This window comes from Piscinibacter sp. XHJ-5, from assembly GCF_029855045.1.
Classification (GTDB): domain Bacteria; phylum Pseudomonadota; class Gammaproteobacteria; order Burkholderiales; family Burkholderiaceae_C; genus Albitalea.
Map to the genome: position 1 here is coordinate 4159025 of NZ_CP123228.1, position 19835 is coordinate 4178859.

The window sequence follows — 19835 nt, forward strand, 5'->3', positions numbered from 1 at the left end:
GAGCGCTCCGCGGACGCATCGAAAGGGTGAGGATAATTCGCCGGCGCATGAAACGAGGGATCCGAGTCTTCATCAGCTACCGCCGCGACGACGCCGCGGGGTATGCGCGCGCGATCTACGACGAGCTCGTGCGCCGCTTTTCGGACGAGCGCGTCTTCATGGACGCCGACGACATCGCCGCCGGCCTGCCCTTCGACGAGGTCATTCGCGGCGCGGTCGGGCAGTCGCAAGTCCTGCTGGTGCTGATCGGCAAGCGCTGGATGGGCGAGTCGCCTGACGCGCCGTCGCGGCTGCACGATCCCGCCGACTTCGTGCGCGCGGAGATCGAGGCCGGACTGTCGCGCGGCCTGCGTGTCATCCCGGTGCTGCTCGACGGCGCTGCCATGCCGCGCGCGGAGGTGCTGCCCGAGTCGCTGCGTCCGCTGGCACGCCGCCACGCATTGGAGATGGTCAACGCGCGCTTCGCCGACGACATGCAGCGGCTGCTGGCCGCCGTGCACGAGGCGATCGGCGAGCCGCCGAAGCCGCCTGCCTCCTTGCCCTCGCGCTGGAAGCGGCTGCTCGTCCTGGCCGCGGCCGGCGGACTCGCCGCGGGGCTCGCGCTGGGCATCGGCTACTTCTTCCGCCCCGGGCACGACAGGCCCGACATCAACGGCGTGTGGCAGGCGCAGGTGCGCTACGACTGGCCCAACGCCGACTACCTGGAGCGCTTCGTCTTCGCCGGCGACGCCGCCGAGCTGCATGGCACCGCCTCGTTCCTGGGCGCCGATCGCGGCATCGTCGACGGCGGCGTCGACGCCGGCACGGTGCGCTTCACCACCCGAACCACCGAGATCGGCGGCAACACCGCGCCGGTCGAATCGGTGCACCGCTACCGCGGCACGGTCGCGGGCAACGAGATCCGCTTCGTCATGCAGACGGAAGGCGGCCTGTCGGCGCACGTGCCGATCGAATTCATCGCAAGGAGATTCACACCATGACACGCGTTCGCTGGGGCATTCTGTCGACGGCGCTCATCGGCACGCAGCGCTGCATCCCGGGCATGCTGAAGAGCCGCGAACTGGAGGTGGTTGCCATCGCGTCGCGCGAGCCAGGCAAGGCCAAGGCCGCGGCGGAGAAGCTCGGCATCCCGGTCGCGCACGGTTCCTACGAGGCGCTGCTCGCCGATCCCGGCATCGAGGCCATCTACAACCCGCTGCCCAATCACCTGCACGTGCCGTGGACGCTGGCCGCCGCGCGGGCGGGCAAGCACGTGCTGTGCGAGAAGCCGATGGCCATGACCGCCGCCGAGCTGGAGGTGCTGCGCCCGCATGCCTCGCGGGTGCACATCCGCGAGGCCTTCATGGTGCGGCACCATCCGCAATGGATCCAGGCGCGCGAGGAGCTGCGGCGCGGCGTGATCGGCGAGCTGTGCTTCATGCAGGTGCCGTTCAGCTACTTCAACGACGATCCGGCCAACATCCGCAACCGTCCCGACATCGGCGGCGGCGCGCTGTACGACATCGGCTGCTACGCGATCGTGGCCGGCCGCTGGTTCTTCGAAGCCGATCCGGTTCGCGTCATCGCCTCGCTGGACCGCGACCCGCAGTTCGGCACCGACCGGCGCACCAGCGGCCTGCTCGACTTCGGCAATGGACGGCAACTCGTCTTCACGGTCTCGACCCAGGCGGCGCGATACCAGCGCATCCAGCTCGTCGGCACGCGCGGGCGCATCGAGATCGAGATCCCGTTCAACGCGCCGCAGGACGCGCCCTGCAGGTTCTGGGTGGAGGAGTCCGCCACGCTCGACGGCAGCAACGTCCGCACCGAGACCCTTCCGGTGGCCGACCAGTACCAGCTGCAGGCCGAGGCGTTCTCCCGCGCGGTGCGCGACGAGGCGCCCGATGCACGCGGGCTCGACGATGCCGAGGTCAACATGCGCGTCATCGATGCGCTGTTCGCGTCGGAGAAGAGCGGGCGCTTCGAGAGGCCTTGAGCGGTGCCGGCCCCCTCTCCGCTTGCGGCAGAGGGCGGGATGAGGGCCGATGCCCCCCGGTGTTGTTGCATCTGCAAGCTCCCGTTACTTGCCCTGCGCACATCGTGGGCACCGCTTGCCCACCATCATTCCACCCTCGAAGAAGAAGTGCCGCAGCAGGAACGCATGTGCACCGCAGGGGGTCGGGTCCAGGAGGTGAGGGTTTCATGCGGCGCTTGCACCTGAGGTATTGGGTTCTCCTCGGCTTTTGCCTGTTCGTTCTCGGCTCCTGGTCCACCGCCGCGCGCGCCGCGTGGGTCCTGCTGGCCAACGAGAAGCAGAGCTTCACCGTGAGCGGCACGCAGACCGTTCGCTACGGCGCGAGCTCCAGCTGGGTGCAGAAGAGCGTCACCAGCAGCGGCCAGTGCACCAATGCCTTCTTCGGTCGCGACCCCCTCCAGGGCACCGTCAAGCGCTGCGAGCTGCTGGTGCCCGACACCTGGACCAAGATCAGCGACGAGGGCCAGGGCTTCACCGTCAGCGGCACGCAGACCGTGCGCTACGGTGCCAGCGCGAGCTGGGTGCAAAGGTCGGTCGCCGGCAGCGGGCAGTGCACCAACGCCTTCTTCGGCCGCGACCCGCTGGCCGGCGTGGTCAAGCGCTGCGAACGCCTCGATGTCTGGACCAGGATCGCGGACGAAGGACACAGCTTCACCGTCAGCGGCACGCAGACCGTGCGCTACGGCGCCAACTCGAGCTGGATCCAGAAGTCGATCACCAGCAGCGGGCAGTGCACCAACGCCTTCTTCGGCCGCGATCCGCTGGCCGGCGTGGTCAAGCGCTGCGAGGTGCGCAACGGCGCGGGCAACGACCCGCCGCTGGCCACGATCGCCAGCCCGGCGTCGGGCAAGACCTTTCGCGCGGGCCAGAGCGTGTCATTCAGCGGCAGTGCCACCGACCTCGAGGACGGGACCGTGCCTTCCAGCCGGCTCACCTGGTGGGCGGAGCTGCACCACGACACCCATGTGCACCCTTTCCAACCGCAGACCAGCGGCGGCAGCGGCTCGGTGACCATTCCGGTGCGCGGGGAGACCGCGGCCAACATCTGGTACCGCTTCCATTTGCGTGCGACCGACAGCGGCGGATTGACGCATGAGGTGACGCGCGACCTGCTGCCGCAGAAGTCGCAGTTCACGCTGGCCACCAGCCCGGCCGGGCTGCGCCTCACGCTGGACGGGCAGCCGATCACGGCGCCGCGCACCACCACCGGCGTGGTGGGCATCCAGCGCGACCTGGGCGCGGCCGACCAGGATCTCAACGGTCGCCGCTACCGCTTCGATCACTGGAGCGACGGCGGCGCCGCGACGCACACCATCTCCACGCCGGCGGCCAACACCACCTACACCGCCACCTTCACCGACCTCGGTCCGGTGGTGAACCAGCCGCCCTCGGTGACGCTCAGCGCGGCATCCACCGGAACGGTCGGCACGGCGATGACGCTCAGCGCCTCGGCAGCCGACAGCGATGGCACGATCGCGCGCGTGGAGTTCTTCGACGGCTCCACCAAGATCGGCGAGGACACCACCAGCGCCTACTCGATCTCCTGGACGCCGTCGAGCAGCGGCACGCACAGCCTGAGCGCGCGCGCCACCGACGACGACGGCGCGGCCACGACCAGCGCGGTGCGCTCCGTCAGCGTGAGCGCCGCGACCGGCGACACGCAGGCCCCGAGCGTCGCCCTCACCGCGCCGGCCAACCTGGCGACCGGCCTGGCGGGGACGCTCAGCATCACCGCCACGGCCAGCGACAACGTCGGCGTGCAGAGCGTCGAGTTCCAGGTCGACGGCGTCACGGTCGGCTCGGCCGACACCGCGGCGCCGTACAGCGCCAGCTTCGACACCAACACGCTCGCCTCGGGACAGCACATCGTGCGCGCCCGGGCCCGCGATGCGGCGGGCAACGTCTCGGGCTGGGCGACCCGCACGGTGAGCTTCGGCGGCTCGCGATCGCTGCCGCAGGGCTTCAGCCGGCTCGATCATTGGGGCGGCACGCTCGGCAACGCGACCGCCTTCGCGCAGGCGCCCGACGGGCGGCTGTTCGTCGCTCAGCAGACCGGTGCGCTGCGGATCATCAAAAACGGAGCGTTGTTGGGAACGCCGTTCGTCTCGCTCGCCGTTGATTCCAGCGGCGAGCGAGGCCTGATCGGCGTGGCGCTCGATCCGGGCTTCGCGAGCAACGGCCGCGTCTACGTGCACTACACGACGACGCAGAACGGCACGCACAACCGGATCAGCCGCTTCACCGCCAGCGGCGATGTGGCCGCGGCGGGCAGCGAAGTGGTTCTGGTGGACCTGCCGCTGCTGTCCAGCGCCACCAACCACAACGGCGGCGCGATGCACTTCGGCATGGACGGCAAGCTCTATGTCGGCGTCGGCGACAACGCCAACTCGGCGAAGGCGCAGAACCTGGCCGATCCGTTCGGCAAGCTGCTGCGCTTCAATGCCGACGGCTCGATCCCGAGCGACAACCCGTTCTACGGCACGCAGACAGGCCTGGCGCGCGCGGTGTGGGCCTACGGCCTGCGCAACCCCTTCACCTTCGCGGTGCAGCCGGGCACGGGCCGCATACACGTCAACGACGTCGGCCAGAACACGTGGGAAGAGATCAACCTGGGGTCGCCGGGCGCCAACTACGGGTGGCCCGGATCGGAAGGGCCGGACGACATCAGCGGCGGCATCACCGCGCCCCTGTTCACCTACAGGCACAGCGCCACCAGCCCCGCCGGATCAGGCCCCGGCGGCTTCTTCGTCGGCTATGCGATCGCGGGCGGGGCCTTCTATCCGACGAGCGGCAACTTCCCGGCCCCCTATCGAGGCGACTACTTCTTCGCCGACTACGTCAGCGGCTTCGTCGGCCGTGTCGACCTGTCGAACGGGAACGCGGCGTATGCGTTCGCGAGCGGCATCGACAGCCCGGTGGACATGCTGGCGGGGGTCGACGGAGCCTTGTACGTGCTGACGCGCGGCGGCATCACGAGGATCAGCGCGCCGTGAATTGAACCTTGCGCGCGCGAGGTGCAACCCAGGCGTACGCATCCGCTCACGCCGAGGAGCCGCCTCATGACCGCCATCCGTCCGCTCGCGGCCGCCGCCGCGCTGTTGCTCGCCTCGGCCCTCTCGTTCGCCGAGGACGTCGTCGTCAACGCAGTGCCGCTCGACGCCGCCACGCGGTCCGCGCTGGAGCGCGCCTACGGCGTGCCGCTGGTCCCGGGACGCTACTGGTACGACACGGTGTCCGGCGTATGGGGACGCGAAGGCGGCCCCGCCGCGCGACAGATCCACCCGGGCCTGCGTCTGGGCGGCCCCCTGCGTCGCGACGCCTCGCGCGGACGCAGCGGCGTCGTCGTCAACGGCCGCGAGCTGCATGCCCTGGACGTGGCTGCCCTGCAGCGCTGCACGGCGGTCATCCCCGGGCGCTACTGGGTCCTGGCCAACGGCGTCGGCGGTCCCGAGAATGGCCCGGCGCAGTTCAACCTCGCCGTGCTGTGCGGCCGCTCGTCGGGCGGCGCCGCATCGAACACGCGCTGCGACCACTACGGCGGCGGCCAGTTCAACTGCAGCAACTCGCGCACCGGCATCGGCATGATCGGTGAAGGCGGCGGCAAGGGAGCGGTGTTCGTGGACGGCAAGGTCCTGATGACGCCGAACTGAGCGATGGTCGTGGGGTTCGCCTCCCTAACAGAGACGATTGAAGCCCGCATGGGCGAGCACTAAGGTTGCCCCATCGAAACGCGCCGCGGGAGGCACGACATGGCAACTCCGTTCGCCGGGAAGACCTTCACCTTCACGCAACCCGACGGCACGCGCATCCAGCTGCGCGGCTGGGGCGACCAGCACTACGCGGTGTTCGAGACGCTCGACGGCTTCACGGTGGTGAAGAACCCGCACACCGGCTTCTACGAGATCGCGCAGCTCTCGCCCGACGGCACCACGCTCGAGCCGGCGCCCGGCACACCTGGCCACCTCGACGGCACGCGAGCCGCCGTGCAGCCCGGACTGCGCGTCGCCCGCGAGAGCGCGCGGGCTCGCGGACGCGAGGGCGTCATGCGCCTGGGCGGACGCCGCTGCGACCAGCGGCGCGAGGAGCGCAAGACACAGCAGCGCGTCATGCGCTCGCTGGTGGCGGGCGGCGCACCGGCGTTTGCGCCGCCGCAGCGCGGCACGCTGGGCGACTTCGTCGGGCTGTGCCTGCTGATCGAATTTCCCGACGAGGCCGGCGCGATCAGCCGCGGCGAGGTCGAGAACTTCTGCAACCAGCCCGGCTACAGCGGCTTCGGCAACAACGGCTCGGTGTTCGACTACTACCTTGCCAACTCGATCGGCCGCGTGCGCTACACCAATGTCGTCGCGCCGTCCTATCGGGCACAGCATCCGAAGGCGCACTACACCGATCCGGCGATTCCCCAGGGCACGCGCGCGCGGCAGCTCATCCTCGAGGCGATCGACCACCTGAAGGCCACCGGCTTCGACTTCTCCGCGCTCACCGCCGACAACGCCGGCATGGTCTACGCGATGAACGTCTACTACGCGGGCGAGGTGGTCAACAACTGGGCCGAGGGCCTGTGGCCGCACGCCTGGCACCTGGAAACGCCGGTGCTGGTCGCACCCGGCAAGTCGGTCTTCGACTACCAGTTCACCGACATGAGCCAGCAGCTCTCGCTGGGCACGTTCTGCCACGAGAACGGGCACATGCTGTGCGACTACCCCGATCTCTACGACTACGGCAGCGAGTCCAGCGGCATCGGCGCGTACTGCCTCATGTGCGCCGGGGCCAACATCGACGAGAAGAACCCCACCCACATCTGCGGCTACCTGAAGCGCCTGTCGGGCTGGGCCGGCAGCGTCAAGGCACTTGAGCACGGCCAGCAGGTGTCGCTGCCCGCGGGCAACAACGACTTCGCGATGCTCGCCAAGGACAGCAAGGAATATTTCCTCATCGAGAACCGCGTCAGGTCAGGTCGCGATGCCTCGCTGCCCGACGAGGGCCTGGCCATCTGGCACGTCGACGAGGAAGGCGACAACAGCAACGAGCAGATGACGCCGGCCAAGCACTACGAGGTGTCGCTCGAGCAGGCCGACGGCGCGTTTGCGCTGGAGACACGGCGCGCCCAGTACGGCGATGCGACCGACCTCTTCGGCCAGGCGCAAATGCGCTTCGCCGACACCACCACGCCCGACAGCAAATGGTGGAACGGCACCACCTCGCACCTGGACATCCACGACATCTCGGCGCCCGGACCGGTGGTCACCTTCGGCGTGCGCCTGTCCGAGGACGTGAGCGCGCCGGTGGTGCTGCGGCGCGAGTCCAGCGCCGACCGCAACATCCCCGACGACGACGCAACGGGCATCGTCGACACCATCGACATCGCGGAGGCGCTGACGATCACCGGCCTCAAGGTGATGGTCGACATCACGCACACCTACCGCGGCGACCTGCGCATCATGCTCACCGCGCCCTGGGGCGACGCCGTCGTGCTGCACCCGAAGAACGAAGGCGGCAACGCGGACAACCTGCAGGCCACCTACGACGAGACCGCGCTGCCGGCGCTGGCCGCCTGGCGGGGACGCAGCACGCAAGGCGCCTGGCGGCTGGGCGTCCAGGACCTGGCGCCGGCCGACGCGGGCATGCTCAACCGGTGGGCGCTCGAGTTCAACTCGGCGGCCGTTTCGCCGGGGCCGGTGGTGCTGGAGGAGGCGCCCGGCGCGCTGATCCCCGACAACCAGCCGGCCGGCATCGAGCGCGCGCTGGCCACCGCCGCCGCGGGCCAGGTGGGCAGCCTGGAGGTGTCGGTGGACATCACGCATCCGTGGATCGGCGACCTGCGCGTCGCCCTGCGATCGCCGGCCGGCGGCGAGGTGGTGCTGCACAGCGGCACCGGCGGCTCGACCGACAACCTCGTGCAGACCTACACCGTTGCGACGACGCCGGGCCTGACCACCCTCGCCGGGCAGCCGGTCGCGGGAAACTGGACGCTTTCGGTGGCCGACACGGCGCCGGACGACGTGGGCAAGCTGAACGCGTGGCGGGTGGTGGTGAAGCCCGCCGTGGCGTAGCCTCAGAGGCGCGTGCTGCGCAGTGGTCACCTGACCATGAGCCATCGAACGTGGCTGCGGCGCGGGATCACCCGAGAAAGTAATGCGGAATCCACGACCCCAGCCCCGGCACCAGGATCACCAGCACCAGCACCAGCGTCTGCGCCAGCATGAACCACCACAGGTGCCGATTCGTCTCGGCGTAGGTCGCCTGCGCGATGCCGGTGGTCACGAACAGCAGCGGCGCCGTGGGCGGCGACACGGCGCCGATCTGGTGGCACATCACCATCACCAGGCCCATCTGGTACGGATCGATGCCGTACTTCCTGCTGATCTCGATGGCCACCGGCGCGAACACCAGCAGCACGGCGAGCGAGTCCACGAAGGTGCCCAGGACGATCATCACGGCGGCGACGATCAGCAGCACGACGGTGGGACTCTGCGACATCGATGTCACGAAGCTCACCGCGCTCTCGTTGAACTGCAGGGTGGCCAGCAGCCAGCCCGTAGCGCCGGCCACCGCGATCACGCCCGACACCAAGGTCGTCATGACCGCGGAGTCCACCAGGATGCGCGGCAGATCACGCCAGCGCAGCTTGCGGGACACGAAAAGGCCGACGACGAGGGCATGCAGGCAGGCCACGACGCCGGCGTCGGTGGCGGTGAACACGCCGCCGAGGATGCCGCCGACGACGATCACCGGCCCGAGAAGTGCCGGCCACACCTCGCGTGTCGCACGTCCCAGGGCGGCCCACTCGAAGCGGCCGTGCACGACGCGCAGCTCGGGATAGTCGGGGTGGTAGCTGTAGAGCTTGATCGTCGTCATGAGGAACAGGCCGACGAGCACGCCCGGGATGATGCCGCCGAGGAACAGACCGCCGATCGACACCTGCGCGATGGCGCCGTAGATCACCATCGTCATGCTCGGCGGAATGATGGCGCCCAGGGTGCCGGCGGTGGCGACGAGCGCCGCCGCGAAGCCCGACTTGTAGCCCGACCGCTTCATCGTCGGAATGACGATGGACCCCATGGCGGCGGCGTCGGCCGTCGACGAGGCGGAGATGCCGCCCAACACCATGCTCGCGACCACCGACGCGTGCGCCAGGCCGGCACGCAGATGGCCCACCAGCACGCGCGAGAACTCCACCAGCTGCCGGCTCATGCCGCCGGCGGACATGAGCGCGCTGGCGAGGATGAAGTACGGCAGCGCGAGCAGCGTGAAGGAATCGAGCTGCACCAGCATCTTCTGCGCGAAGAGCGGCAGCACGATGTCGGGCGCCGCCGCCACGCCCACGTGGCCGGCGAGCGCGATCGCCAGCAGGATGGGGATGCCCGCCAGCATCGCGACGAGCATCAGCGCGAACAGCCCCCAGATCACGACTTCACCCGGTCGATGTGCTGCCGGCCCCACGCGACCATGCGCTGCAGGGCCACCAGCGCCAGGTAGGCGCCGCCGGCCACCATCGCGTAGTACGGGTAGCTCATCGGGACTTCCAGCCCCGGCGATTCCTGCAGCGCCGCCACGCGCGACACCTGCCACCCCAGCGCCATCAGCGAGACGGCGAACGAGAACCACATCAGCTCGACCAGCAGGTCGAAGCCGGCGCGCACCAGCGGCGGGTACATGTCGCGAAAGGTGTCGATGAACAAATGCGCCCCGCGGCGGTAGGCCACCGGAATCCCGAGGAACACGACCCCGATGTGGCCGAAGACCTGCGCTTCCTCGCTCCAGCTCAGCGACGAATTCAGCACCAGGCGGTGAAGGACCTGCAGCGTGCCGACCACCACCATGGCGGCGAGGATCGCGGCGACGAGGAGCTCGACGCCACGATCGATCGCCGACAACCCCTTCGTCATCTCGAGTCTCCTCGCCGGTCTGCGCCCTCGGATCTGTCTGATGGACTCTGCTCGATTGTCGAACATCGGCGTCGACGGGACGAGCGCGTGCCTCGGCAGCCGTCACCTTCCCGGGACCAGGAGGCGAGCAGCGGCGCCGGCCCGCTAAAGTCGGACAAGAGTCGGACAAAACGGACCCGTGGACGATGCAATACGACGATCAGGACCCCGCCGCTGCGCCGGCCCTCGGGCGCGGCGCACTCGGCAACTGGTGGCGCGAGGGCGCGCGCACCGCGTTGCTCATGAAGCCGCGCTGGAGCGGGCTCCAGGCCACGCCGGCCACCGTGGCCTGCCTGGTGCTCGTCCCGTGGGCGTTCGGGCTGCTGGTGCAGCGCCTGTACATCGACGGCGCGGCGTCGTTCTACTGGCCGGCGATCCAGGCCGGCTGGCTGCCCACCGCGCTGGCGTTGTGGCTGTGCTGGCTGCTCGTGCCGCGATCGGGCACGCCGTCCGACGGGGCCCCGAGCGCGGCGGCCCTGTTCGCGATGCTCGCCGCCCAGACGCTGCCGATCAGCATCGCGCTGGCGATCGTGACGCTGCCGCTGGTGCGCAGCGGCGCCTTCGACCTCGCCCTGATCGGCCGCTGGGGCGCGTGGATCTGGTGGGTGGTGCCGCTGTCATGGATGGGAGCGGCGCAGACCGTGCTGGTGCTGCGCAGCGGCGCCAGCGGGCGAGCGACGCGTTTCGCGGTCGCGGTTCTGCTGGTCACCGCGATGGCACTCAGCCAGTGGAGCGAGCCGGTGCGCGCCTGGTACCCCTCGGCGGCGCACGCGGCCGACAGCGAGCTTCAGCCGCTCAAGCTCACGCAGGACCTGATGGAGCTGCAGCCCCGGCTGCTGGACGAGCAGCTGGGCGCACTGCGGCCGCAGCGTCCGGGCATTGTCGACGTCTACGCCATCACCTTCGCGCCGTATGCCGACGAAGACGTCTTCCGCCGCGAAGCCGACATGGTCGCCGGCGTGATGGAGCAGCGCTTCGACGCCGCCGGCCGCACCATGCGGCTGGTCAATCACCGCGACACGCTGCGCCAGCGGCCGTGGGCAACACCGCTCAATCTTCAGCGCGCGATCGGGCAGATCGCCGCCAGGATGAACCGCGACGAGGACGTGCTCTTCATCCACCTGACCTCGCACGGAGCGCAGAACGGCGAGCTCGCAGCGAGCTTCTGGCCGCTCACGGTCGAGCCGGTGACGCCGCAGGCGCTGAAAGCCTGGCTCGATGCCGCCGGCGTGCGCTGGAAGGTCATCTCCGTGTCGGCCTGCTACTCCGGAAGCTGGATCGCGCCGCTCGCCGACGCGGGCAGCCTGGTGATGACGGCAGCCGACGCGGACCACACCTCGTACGGCTGCGGCAGGAAGTCGGAGCTCACCTTCTTCGGTCGCGCGGTGTTCGACGAGGAGCTGCGCCGCACCTGGTCGTTCGAGCACGCCCACGCCGCGGCGCGCCGCGTGATCGAACGTCGCGAGCGCGAAGCGGGCAAGTCCGACGGCTATTCCAATCCGCAGATCCACGTCGGCGACGCGATCCGCGAGCGCCTGGGGCGGCTGGAAGCGCAGCTGGCCACCGGCGCAACGCGTTGACTCAGCGCTTGTGCTCGACGAGCGCGAGGCGCAGGCCCAGGCCGATCAGAACACCGCCCATCACGCGCTCCCGCCAGGCCGCGAAGCGCGGGTTCGACGCAAGCCGGCGCCGCGCGCGCCCGGTGAGCCAGGCCACGAGGCTGTCGAACATCAGACCGGTGAGCGCGAGCAGCCCCCCCAGCACGACGAACTGAAGCAGGACCGCGCCGCGTTCGGGATGCACGAACTGCGGCAGGAAGGCGAGGAAGAACAGCGCCACCTTCGGGTTCAGCACGCCCGTGACGGCCGCATGCATCAGCAGCCGCCGCCCGCTCGCCGCCGCAGCAGATCCGGCGTCGGACGCCGGACCCGCCTGCGCCTTCGCCTCGCGCAGGGCCTTCACCCCGAGCCAGATCAGGTAGGCCGCGCCCAGGTACTTGACCACGGCGAAGGCGGTGGCGGAATGCGCGAGGATCATCGACAGGCCCAGCGCGGCGGCCACCACGTGCACCAGCGTGCCGATCTCCAGACCTGCCGCCGTCAGCACGCCGGCGCGCACGCCGCCCTGCAAGCTGCGGGCGATGACCAGCGCCTGCCCCGGTCCCGGCGCGATCACGAGCGCCACGCCGGCCAGCATGTAGGTCGCGATCGTCGTCGCATCGAACACCTGCCACCACGTCATCGTTCGTCTCCTCGTGCGTCGAAAGCGGAATGCGGCCCGCGTGAGCAGGCGACAGTCAATGTGTCTTGCCCTTGGGTTTTTCCACCGCGGCCCCGCCCGGCGCGTGGAAGGCGATCTGGGTCGACTGCAGATCACCTTCGAGCGGCGCCAGCAGTTCCCTGCGCATCAGGATGGCGACCGACGCCGGGTTGACCTTGCCATCGGGGTGGGACACCGCGTCGGTCATCGCGCGGTAGATCGAGCTGGGCAGCAGCATCGCCAGCTCCAGGCTCAGCTCGTTGGCGGCGTCGTAGTCCTCCAGGGGCGAGGCTTTGTCGAGCGAGCTGGCGAGCACGAGGTACTGCGCCACCTTCTCGGCCAGGTCCAGCTTTTCTCGTGCGGGCAGGTCCTTCATCGTTGTCTCCTTTGCGGCTCGGCCTGCGAGGGTAAGTCACGACCCTGCCGGCGGCGAATCTCCCGGATCGCGCCGAGGACAAGGGGCGCGCCCACAATGGTCCGCACGAAGGAGGCGATGCATGGAACTCACTTCGACCGCATTCACCGCCGGTGGCGACATCCCCACCCGCCACACCTGCGAAGGCCAGGACACCGCCCCGCCGCTGGCCTGGAGCGGCCTGCCCGACGGCACGCGCAGCCTCGCGCTCGTCGTCGAGGATCCCGACGCGCCCGACCCCGCGAAGCCCCAGCGCATCTGGGTGCACTGGGTGCTCTACGACATCCCGCCCAGCGCGGCCGGCCTGCCCGAGGGCGGCACGCCGCTGCCGCCGGGCACGCGCGAAGGGCAGAACGACTGGAACCGCACCGGTTACGGCGGCCCCTGCCCTCCGATCGGCCGGCACCGCTACTTCTTCAAGCTCTACGCCCTCGACGCCCTGCTGTCGGACCAGGACTCGCCGAAGAAGCAGGCGCTGGAAAAAGCAATGCAAGGGCATGTGCTCGCGCACTGCGAGCTCATCGGCACGTACCAGAAGCAACGCTGAGCGTCGGACGGCTCCGAGCGCTGGGGGTCAGAGAGGTCCGAAGCCCGTGTCGTCGATCACCTGGGAAAAGCCGGTGTTCGGGAACAGCCGCAGCGTCTTGCCGTTGAGCCGGTCGCGCAGGCTCTTGCGCGCGAACAGCTTGGCCTGCGCCTGCGCGGGCAGGTCGGTGATCGTGATGACGTTCTTCATGATCAGCGCATCGATCACGTCCTCGATGACGCGGATGAACTCGGCGTCGAGCTGATTGAAGTTGTCCGGCGAGGTGCTGTTGCCGCCGACGAAGCGCTGGACCTCGGGATGGTCGTTGTCGAGGAACTCGGTGGCACCCGGCAGCGGTTGCCGGTGCAGGCTGTCGATCTCGCCGAGGGCCGTGCGGTGGACGTAGGGCATGTGAGGCTCCGTTCGTCGGCTGCCACGCGGCGACGCCGTCGCGCCGGACCCGACTTCTTCCAGAGACTGTAGCGTCGCGCGGCCCGAACCGCCAGCGGCGCTGCCAGCGTGTGCGGCCCCGCATTGCAGGTGCAATGCCAGCCCGCAGCCGGGTCATCGGCACGCCGCGGTCAGGGCGCAATCTCGGTCGCTTGCATCCATCGCACGGCTCTTGCTCTGCGCGCCCCCGACATGAGTTCACGCATCACCATCCTGCCCCCGTCGCCTGCGCTCGCCGCCGATGTGATGGGCTACGTCGTGCGCCGCCGTGCCGACGAAGCCCCGCCGCCGGCGGCCGTGCCGTCTGCCTTTCCGGCCAACATGTACTCCGCGCTGACCATCATCCACCGCGGCTGCCTGCGGGATCCGGCCAGCGGGCGCATCACCACCGGCGCGACCTTCTCCGGCGCGATGACGCGCGAAGCCCGGCGCGAATACCTCGACCGGCCGGAGACCACGGTGGTGCTGCTCAAGCCCGGCCGCCTGACCGACCTGTGCAGGGTTTCGGCGCACGAGCTCACCGACCGCTGGATCGCGGCCGGCGACATCCTCTCGGCCGCGGAGCGGCTGGTGATCGACGAGCGCATGGCCGAACAGCGCTCGGTCGCGCGCCAGATCCATGTGCTGGAAGCGATGCTCGAGCGCCGGCTGCATCGCGCGGCGCACAGCCGGGCGGTGTCCATGTCTCGCCTGGTGCACCAGCTCGTGTGGCGCCTGCCGCACATGACGGTGTCCGAGCTGGCGCAGCATGCGGGGCTCGGCGAGCGGCAGCTCCATCGCCGCTTCCTCGACACCTTCGGCGTCTCGCCGAAGGTGCTGATCCGCCTCGCGCGGCTGCAGCTGTCGCTGTGGCATGTGCAGAACGCAGCGCGCCGCGGCTCGGCGACGCTGGCCTCGGTGGCGCAACGCGCCGGCTTCGCCGACCCGGCTCACATGGCGAGGGATTTCAAGGCCCTCGCGGGACGATCGCCGGCAACGCTGCATCGACGCATGCGGCTGTCGATGCCGTCCGAGTGGGCGTACGAGCTGCCGCAGGACCTGGTGAGTCCACGGACACCGCCGTCCGGCCCAACTGCGCTTTGACGAATCGGACACGGGTGTGCCAATCGGGTCACAAGGCGCCGGACCTTGTCACTCCGGTGCCGTCTTCGAAAGACTCCAGCGGGGACTCGATGCGGGTGCGGTCCTTGCGCCATCGGCGCGGGACTTCAAAAACAGACACCATGACCGCCACACGATCCGATCACCGCCTCGCCGCCCTCGCGCTGTCCGTCTTCCTCGCCGCCTGCGGCGGCGGAAACGCGGATGCACCTGCGCCGCCCGATTCGAGCCAGCCTTCCTCACCGAGTCCTTCGCCCAGCCCCGCGCCGTCTCCGGCACCCGCACCGGCACCCTCACCTGCGCCTGCCCCTGTACCGTCACCGCCCCCCGCCGATCCGTCCGCGGCGCGGGCGATGATCCTCGCGCATCCCGTCGACCGCACGGTCAGCGTGGGCACGACCGCGCACTTCAGCGTCACCGCTGCCGGGGCGGCGCTGCGCTACCAGTGGCGCCGAGACGGCGTGCCCGTGACCGGCGCCACCGGCGCGGTGCACAGCGTCGCCGCGACGACGGCCGACGACGGCGTGCGCTTCGACGTGGTCGTCGCCAACGACGGCGGAGCGCAGACCAGCGAAGCGGCAACGCTGCGCGTGAACGCGGCGGCCGTTCGCACGCCTGTCGCCGGGCACCCGCGCCTGTGGATCCGCGAGCAGGACCTCGCGCGGCTGCGCAGCTGGGCCACCGCCGGCAATCCGATGTACGGCGCGGCCAACGGCGGCGCCCTGTATCAGCTGGCCGTGACCGCACGCGATCGCATCGAGTCGGGCGTGGTGCCGGCGCAGGACAACGGCGGCAGCACCTACACGCCGTACGCCACCGAGTCGTATGCGGCGCTGATGGCCTTGATGGGCCTGCTCGACACCGACCCGGTGCGCAACCCGCGCTGGATCGCCGCGGCCAAGACGGCGCTGTTCGCCGTGATCGACCAGGCCGACCTGGGCGTCGGGGCCGGCAAGTTCCGCAGCGGCTCCTTCGCGTCGTCGGACCGCGGCCGCTGGCACGGCGAAGCCTTCCCGCTCGCGGTGGACTGGCTGTATCCGTCGCTCAGCGCCAGCGAGAAGCGACGCATCCGTCGGGTCTTCCTGCGCTGGTGCGCCGAGGACCGCGACGGCTATCCGTCGGTCACCTACTACCACACGAACGCCGGCTCGGTACCAAGCGGTACCGCTCGGCGGAACAACCCTGCCCTGCTCGATCTGCAGGATCCCAAGCGCCGCGCGATCCGCTTCTCGATGAACAACTACCTGATGGCGCACGCGCGCAACATCTTCATGATGGCCAACGCCATCGACCCCGGCGACGACATCGCCGACCCGACCGTGCCCGGCGATGCGAACGGCCGGCTCGGCGACTTCATGCACGAGGCGATCGGCACCTATCTGTACATGACCGACTACGCCTACCGCAACGACGGCTTCGGCGGCATCAGCCCCGAGGGCATGGAGTACGGCGAGTCCATCGGCTTCTACTACGGGCTGATGCTGGCGCTGCACACCTCGGGCATGGACGACACCACGCTCCACGGCGACAAGGTGTCGCTGGTGAACCACCCGCTGCTCACGCGGCTGATGCCCGGCTTCTTCCACAGCCTCACGACGCGCAAGGTCGCGACCGGCTACGGGCAGGTGCTGCAGCCGTCGTGGTTCGGCGATGCGGAGCAGCTCTACTTCATCGACCCGATGCGCGTGATGGGCCCGCTGTCGCTTTACGCGCGCTATGCCGGCCGCAGCCAGGAGCTGGCTGCCGCGAAGTGGCTCGAGTACACCGCCCCGCCCGACAACCCGGGTCGACTGACCTCGCGCGCCGGCAACGACGACAACATCATCCAGTCGATCTTCTACTTCCTGATGTTCGACCCCGGCGAAGCACCGCCCGCCGATCCCCGGCCGTCGACACCGACGCATCACTTCGCGGCCAGCCTGGGACGCCTGCAGGCACGCACCAGCTGGAACGACGCCGCCGACGTCCGGATGCTGAACACGAAGCTCAGCTACAACGCCGTCGACCATCAGCACGGCGACGGCAACATGTTCGACTTCTGGCGCAAGGGCGAGTGGCTGACGAAGGAGCTGTCGGCGTACGGCGCCGGGGCGGCATTGTCGGAGTTCAAGAACACGCTGACGATCCAGAACGATCCCCAGGCCGCCGTCGGCAACTACCACGCGCCCTTCCTGGCGCGCGGCAGCCAGTTCATCGGCAGCGCGCACGACGGCGATCCGAAGGTGCTGGTGCGCGGCGTCGCGAGCGACTACCTGCTGTTCACCGGCGACGCCACCAACCTCTACAACTATGCCGGCGAGGACGGCGACACTGCGCGCGGGGTCAGCCATGCGAGCCGCAGCCTGATGTGGCTGAAGCCGGACACCATCGTCGTGATGGACCGCGCGCGCACCGCGAGCGACGGCCGCTTCAAGCGCTTCTGGCTCAACCTTCCGAGCCACGGCGCCGCCCCGGTGCGCAGCGGCGCAACGGTGACGGCGTCGACGCCGGGCGGCCAGCGGCTGCACGTGAGCACGCTGCTGCCCGAGCCGGCCTCGGCCAGCGCCGCCATCGTCGGTCCCGCCATCGACGTCACCGACCAGTTCTGGAAGGCCACGCTCGACCCGATGTCGGCCGACAAGATCAGCTGGACCGGTGCCTACCGCCTGCGCGTCGAAGCCGTGGGCCATCCGCGCAGCGTGCACTTCCTGCACGTGCTGCAGGGCACGGACGGCAGCGTCGCGGCGCAGCCCACGCAGCTTCTCCGCAGCGACCAGGGCAGCGGGCTCACCGGCGCCCTGGTCGGCAGCACCGCGGTGCTGTTCGTCGACGACCTCTATGCCGCCCTGGCCAGCAGCTCGATCGTCGTGCCGGCGACCGCGACGCGGGTGCTCGTCACCGGCCTCGCGCCCGACGGGGCGTACACGGTGGACAGCGCGCCCGTCAGTGGCGGACGCCGCCTCACGCTGAGCGCGGGCGGCAGCCTGCGCGCCAATGCGCTGGGAGTGCTGGAGCCCTAGCCGAGGCGCTACGCCCGCCGGTAGCTCAGCATCATGAATTCGTTCCACCTGCCGTCCGTGCCCAGCACGCGGGAGCGCATCAGGCGATGGGCGTCGCTCACGAATTCGATCACGTCCTGGTACTTGGCGAGGGTGCCGTCCCCGTTGAAGCTCGGGCCCTCGCTGTCAAGCGTCAGCACCTTGCCCGACGCATCGAGCGCACCGTCGTAGAGCCACAGGTTGGCCATCATCGAGCCGATGAAGCTGCCGACGAAGCGCTTCTTCTGCGGGTCGTAGCCGAGCGTCATCAGCGTGGTGGCGCGGCCACCTTCGGGCATCTCGCCCTCGCCTTCGGCCAGCACCCAGAGGCCGGCGATGGAGCGCACCCGCTCGAAGGTCTTCCACTTCACGGGCGGCTTGCCGGGCTCCATGGCCGCCTCGCCTTCGCCGGTCCACTCGCCGACCATGCGGTGCAGCCACTGGTGCTCTGCTTGCGGTTCGATCTTGTCCATCGCGTCTGCTCCTGTCGCCGCGATGGTGCGCGAAGCGGGCGCCCGCATCAAACGACGACCCTGTGCACGACGCGGCCTCGAAGCAGCGGCGGCGCGGCAGGGGGTCGACGCCTAGCCGAGCTTGAAGAGCGCCACCGCCTGGACCGACTCGTCGGCGCGCTGCTTCAGGTTGCCGGCGGCCGAGGCCATCTGCTGCACCAGCGCGGCGTTGCGCTGGGTGGTCTCGTCCATGTCCGTCACGGCCTTCTCCACCTGCGATACGCCCGCGCTCTGCTCGGAACTGGCAACGCTGATCTCTCCCATGATGGCCGTGACGCGACCGATGCGCACCGCGACGTCGTTCATCGTGTCGCGCGCGTGATGAACCAGCGCGCTGCCCGATTCCACCCGCTCGGTGCATGTCTGGATGAGTGCTGCGATTTCCTTCGCTGCCTGCGCCGAGCGTCCCGCCAGGCTGCGGACCTCGGATGCCACCACCGCGAAGCCGCGCCCCGAGTCGCCCGACCTCGCCGCTTCCACCGCGGCATTGAGCGCGAGGATGTTCGTCTGGGCGGCCAGGGCTTCGACCATGTCGACGACCTCGGCGATCCTGCTCGAGCTTTGCTGGATCGCCTGCATGGTCTCCACCACCTTGCCGACCACCTCGCCGCCCTTGGCCGCCATCGACGAGGCGTCGACCGCCAAGCCGTTGGCCTGCGCCGCGCTGTCGGCGTTTCGCCTGACGGTGGCGCTCAGCTCCTCCATCGACGCGGCCGTTTCCTGCAGTGAGCTGGCCTGGCGCTCGGTGCGCGCCGACAGGTCCTGGTTGCCCTGCGCAATGTCGGCGCTGGCAGCGGCCACCAGGTCGGCGCTGCCCTTCACGCTGCGCACGATGGACGAGAGGTTGTGCTGCATGTGGGCCATGGCATCGAGCAGCTGCACGGTCTCGTCGTTGCCCGCCGGCCGCACGGCCACGCTGAGATCGCCTTGCGCCAGGGTACGCGCCACCTGCACCGCGTGCGACATCGGCCGCGCCAGGTGCCGCGCCAGCGCGATCGAGGCGATCAGCAGCGCGGCGGTTGCGACGACCAGCGCCGAGATCACGAACACCCGTGCCTGCATCACCACCGCCGCAGAGCGCTCGCGAAACGCCTGCTCGTCGCGCTCGATGGCCTGCACCTGCTGCGCCATCTGGGTTTCGACCTCTCCGTAGAGCTTCTGGAAGGCCGGCACCGCGACGGCCGCCGCGGCGGGGGAATCTCCCGTGCTCAGCTCGAGAAGCTTGACCGCCGATTCGGCGTACGCCCGCACGATGGGCAGCGTCTTGCCCACCGCCGCGTTCGCCTCGGTGGACAGCGACAGGCCTTCCAGCGTGTGCAGCGCGGTATGCAGACTCTTGATGTGCTGATCGAGAGCCGCCTGCGCGTCGGCGATCTGTGCCTTGTCCCGGCCGATGGCGCCCAGCATCGCGCGCTGCACGTCGCCCCGGACGGCGCCATGCATCATGGCCGCACGCTGGCTGTTCTGCACCGCCAGCCCCATGGCCCGGGCGCCGTCGAAGGCATCGGCCAGGCGTCCCACGCTGAACAATCCCACCGCTCCCGCAAGGCCCGCGATGCAGGCGCCTGCCAGGCCCATTGCCAGAATCTGATCACGCAACTTCACTGAAAACT

The 19835-nt window shown here is 69.9% G+C and carries 16 protein-coding genes; 9 read left to right on the plus strand and 7 right to left on the minus strand.

The genetic code is table 11. The features are described from left to right. The first annotated feature begins 47 nt into the window (after positions 1–47). From P7V53_RS19625 to P7V53_RS19645, 5 genes are all read left to right on the plus strand, one after another. Complete coding sequence (locus P7V53_RS19625; protein ID WP_280151198.1) at positions 48–980, plus strand: toll/interleukin-1 receptor domain-containing protein; 933 nt, start codon at positions 48–50, stop codon at positions 978–980. Beyond that, complete coding sequence (locus tag P7V53_RS19630; protein WP_280151199.1) at positions 977–1975, plus strand: Gfo/Idh/MocA family oxidoreductase; 999 nt, start codon at positions 977–979, stop codon at positions 1973–1975. Before P7V53_RS19625 ends, P7V53_RS19630 begins: the two co-directional genes overlap by 4 nt. A 206-nt stretch (positions 1976–2181) precedes the next feature. Next, positions 2182–5007: a PQQ-dependent sugar dehydrogenase gene (locus P7V53_RS19635; RefSeq protein WP_280151200.1), complete on the plus strand. Its 2826-nt coding sequence runs from the start codon at positions 2182–2184 to the stop codon at positions 5005–5007. A gap of 66 nt (positions 5008–5073) precedes the next feature. Continuing rightward, the gene (locus tag P7V53_RS19640) at positions 5074–5664 is read left to right on the plus strand and encodes a hypothetical protein (RefSeq protein WP_280151201.1); all 591 of its coding nucleotides are present in this window, start codon (positions 5074–5076) and stop codon (positions 5662–5664) included. Between the two features lie 99 nt (positions 5665–5763). Beyond that, complete coding sequence (locus tag P7V53_RS19645) at positions 5764–8067, plus strand: M6 family metalloprotease domain-containing protein (protein WP_280151202.1); 2304 nt, start codon at positions 5764–5766, stop codon at positions 8065–8067. A 67-nt stretch (positions 8068–8134) separates the two neighbouring features. On the opposite strand, the gene P7V53_RS19650 is transcribed toward P7V53_RS19645, so the two are convergent. Next, complete coding sequence (locus tag P7V53_RS19650; RefSeq protein ID WP_280151203.1) at positions 8135–9424, minus strand: TRAP transporter large permease; 1290 nt, start codon at positions 9422–9424, stop codon at positions 8135–8137. Further along, a complete protein-coding gene (locus tag P7V53_RS19655) occupies positions 9421–9903 on the minus strand; it encodes a TRAP transporter small permease (RefSeq protein WP_280151204.1) in 483 nt (160 codons plus the stop codon). Before P7V53_RS19655 ends, P7V53_RS19650 begins: the two co-directional genes overlap by 4 nt. A gap of 185 nt (positions 9904–10088) precedes the next feature. Between P7V53_RS19655 and P7V53_RS19660 the strand changes: the two genes are divergently transcribed. Continuing rightward, the gene (locus tag P7V53_RS19660) at positions 10089–11522 is read left to right on the plus strand and encodes a C13 family peptidase (protein ID WP_280151205.1); all 1434 of its coding nucleotides are present in this window, start codon (positions 10089–10091) and stop codon (positions 11520–11522) included. 1 nt (position 11523) lies between these two features. Here the strand turns inward: P7V53_RS19660 and P7V53_RS19665 are convergent, their stop codons facing one another. Next, positions 11524–12183 (minus strand): LysE family translocator, encoded by a 660-nt coding sequence (locus tag P7V53_RS19665; protein ID WP_280151206.1) that lies wholly within the window; start codon positions 12181–12183, stop codon positions 11524–11526. Between the two features lie 55 nt (positions 12184–12238). Continuing rightward, the gene (locus P7V53_RS19670; RefSeq protein ID WP_280151207.1) at positions 12239–12577 is read right to left on the minus strand and encodes a hypothetical protein; all 339 of its coding nucleotides are present in this window, start codon (positions 12575–12577) and stop codon (positions 12239–12241) included. A gap of 121 nt (positions 12578–12698) precedes the next feature. Here P7V53_RS19670 and P7V53_RS19675 point away from each other — a divergent pair, with 121 nt between their 5' ends. Then, complete coding sequence (locus P7V53_RS19675) at positions 12699–13163, plus strand: YbhB/YbcL family Raf kinase inhibitor-like protein (RefSeq protein ID WP_280151208.1); 465 nt, start codon at positions 12699–12701, stop codon at positions 13161–13163. Positions 13164–13190: 27 nt separating this feature from the next. Here the strand turns inward: P7V53_RS19675 and P7V53_RS31530 are convergent, their stop codons facing one another. Beyond that, positions 13191–13553 carry a hypothetical protein gene (locus P7V53_RS31530; RefSeq protein WP_348273439.1) on the minus strand — a complete coding sequence of 121 codons (363 nt, stop codon included), beginning with the start codon at positions 13551–13553 and terminating at the stop codon, positions 13191–13193. A gap of 231 nt (positions 13554–13784) precedes the next feature. Between P7V53_RS31530 and P7V53_RS19685 the strand changes: the two genes are divergently transcribed. Both P7V53_RS19685 and P7V53_RS19690 read left to right on the plus strand, forming a co-directional pair. Beyond that, complete coding sequence (locus P7V53_RS19685) at positions 13785–14675, plus strand: helix-turn-helix transcriptional regulator (RefSeq protein ID WP_280151209.1); 891 nt, start codon at positions 13785–13787, stop codon at positions 14673–14675. Between the two features lie 371 nt (positions 14676–15046). Next, positions 15047–17692: a hypothetical protein gene (locus P7V53_RS19690; protein ID WP_280151210.1), complete on the plus strand. Its 2646-nt coding sequence runs from the start codon at positions 15047–15049 to the stop codon at positions 17690–17692. Between the two features lie 8 nt (positions 17693–17700). On the opposite strand, the gene P7V53_RS19695 is transcribed toward P7V53_RS19690, so the two are convergent. Together P7V53_RS19695 and P7V53_RS19700 are read right to left on the minus strand one after the other, a co-directional pair. Beyond that, entirely contained in the window at positions 17701–18183 is a 483-nt protein-coding gene (locus P7V53_RS19695) for a DUF1579 domain-containing protein (RefSeq protein ID WP_280151211.1), read from the minus strand. A gap of 111 nt (positions 18184–18294) precedes the next feature. Beyond that, positions 18295–19827: a methyl-accepting chemotaxis protein gene (locus P7V53_RS19700; protein ID WP_280151212.1), complete on the minus strand. Its 1533-nt coding sequence runs from the start codon at positions 19825–19827 to the stop codon at positions 18295–18297. Between the last annotated feature and the right edge of the window lie 8 nt (positions 19828–19835).

Excerpts from the sequence above, each read along its gene's own strand:
- P7V53_RS19645 (WP_280151202.1), top strand. The coding sequence starts at position 5,764 with ATGGCAACTCCGTTCGCCGGGAAGACCTTCACCTTCACGCAACCCGAC.
- P7V53_RS19625 (WP_280151198.1), top strand. The coding sequence starts at position 48 with ATGAAACGAGGGATCCGAGTCTTCATCAGCTACCGCCGCGACGACGCC.
- P7V53_RS31530 (WP_348273439.1), bottom strand. The coding sequence starts at position 13,553 with ATGCCCTACGTCCACCGCACGGCCCTCGGCGAGATCGACAGCCTGCAC.
- P7V53_RS19660 (WP_280151205.1), top strand. The coding sequence starts at position 10,089 with ATGCAATACGACGATCAGGACCCCGCCGCTGCGCCGGCCCTCGGGCGC.
- P7V53_RS19685 (WP_280151209.1), top strand. The coding sequence starts at position 13,785 with ATGAGTTCACGCATCACCATCCTGCCCCCGTCGCCTGCGCTCGCCGCC.
- P7V53_RS19695 (WP_280151211.1), bottom strand. The coding sequence starts at position 18,183 with ATGGACAAGATCGAACCGCAAGCAGAGCACCAGTGGCTGCACCGCATG.
- P7V53_RS19675 (WP_280151208.1), top strand. The coding sequence starts at position 12,699 with ATGGAACTCACTTCGACCGCATTCACCGCCGGTGGCGACATCCCCACC.
- P7V53_RS19665 (WP_280151206.1), bottom strand. The coding sequence starts at position 12,183 with ATGACGTGGTGGCAGGTGTTCGATGCGACGACGATCGCGACCTACATG.
- P7V53_RS19690 (WP_280151210.1), top strand. The coding sequence starts at position 15,047 with ATGATCCTCGCGCATCCCGTCGACCGCACGGTCAGCGTGGGCACGACC.
- P7V53_RS19635 (WP_280151200.1), top strand. The coding sequence starts at position 2,182 with ATGCGGCGCTTGCACCTGAGGTATTGGGTTCTCCTCGGCTTTTGCCTG.
- P7V53_RS19630 (WP_280151199.1), top strand. The coding sequence starts at position 977 with ATGACACGCGTTCGCTGGGGCATTCTGTCGACGGCGCTCATCGGCACG.
- P7V53_RS19655 (WP_280151204.1), bottom strand. The coding sequence starts at position 9,903 with ATGACGAAGGGGTTGTCGGCGATCGATCGTGGCGTCGAGCTCCTCGTC.
- P7V53_RS19640 (WP_280151201.1), top strand. The coding sequence starts at position 5,074 with ATGACCGCCATCCGTCCGCTCGCGGCCGCCGCCGCGCTGTTGCTCGCC.
- P7V53_RS19670 (WP_280151207.1), bottom strand. The coding sequence starts at position 12,577 with ATGAAGGACCTGCCCGCACGAGAAAAGCTGGACCTGGCCGAGAAGGTG.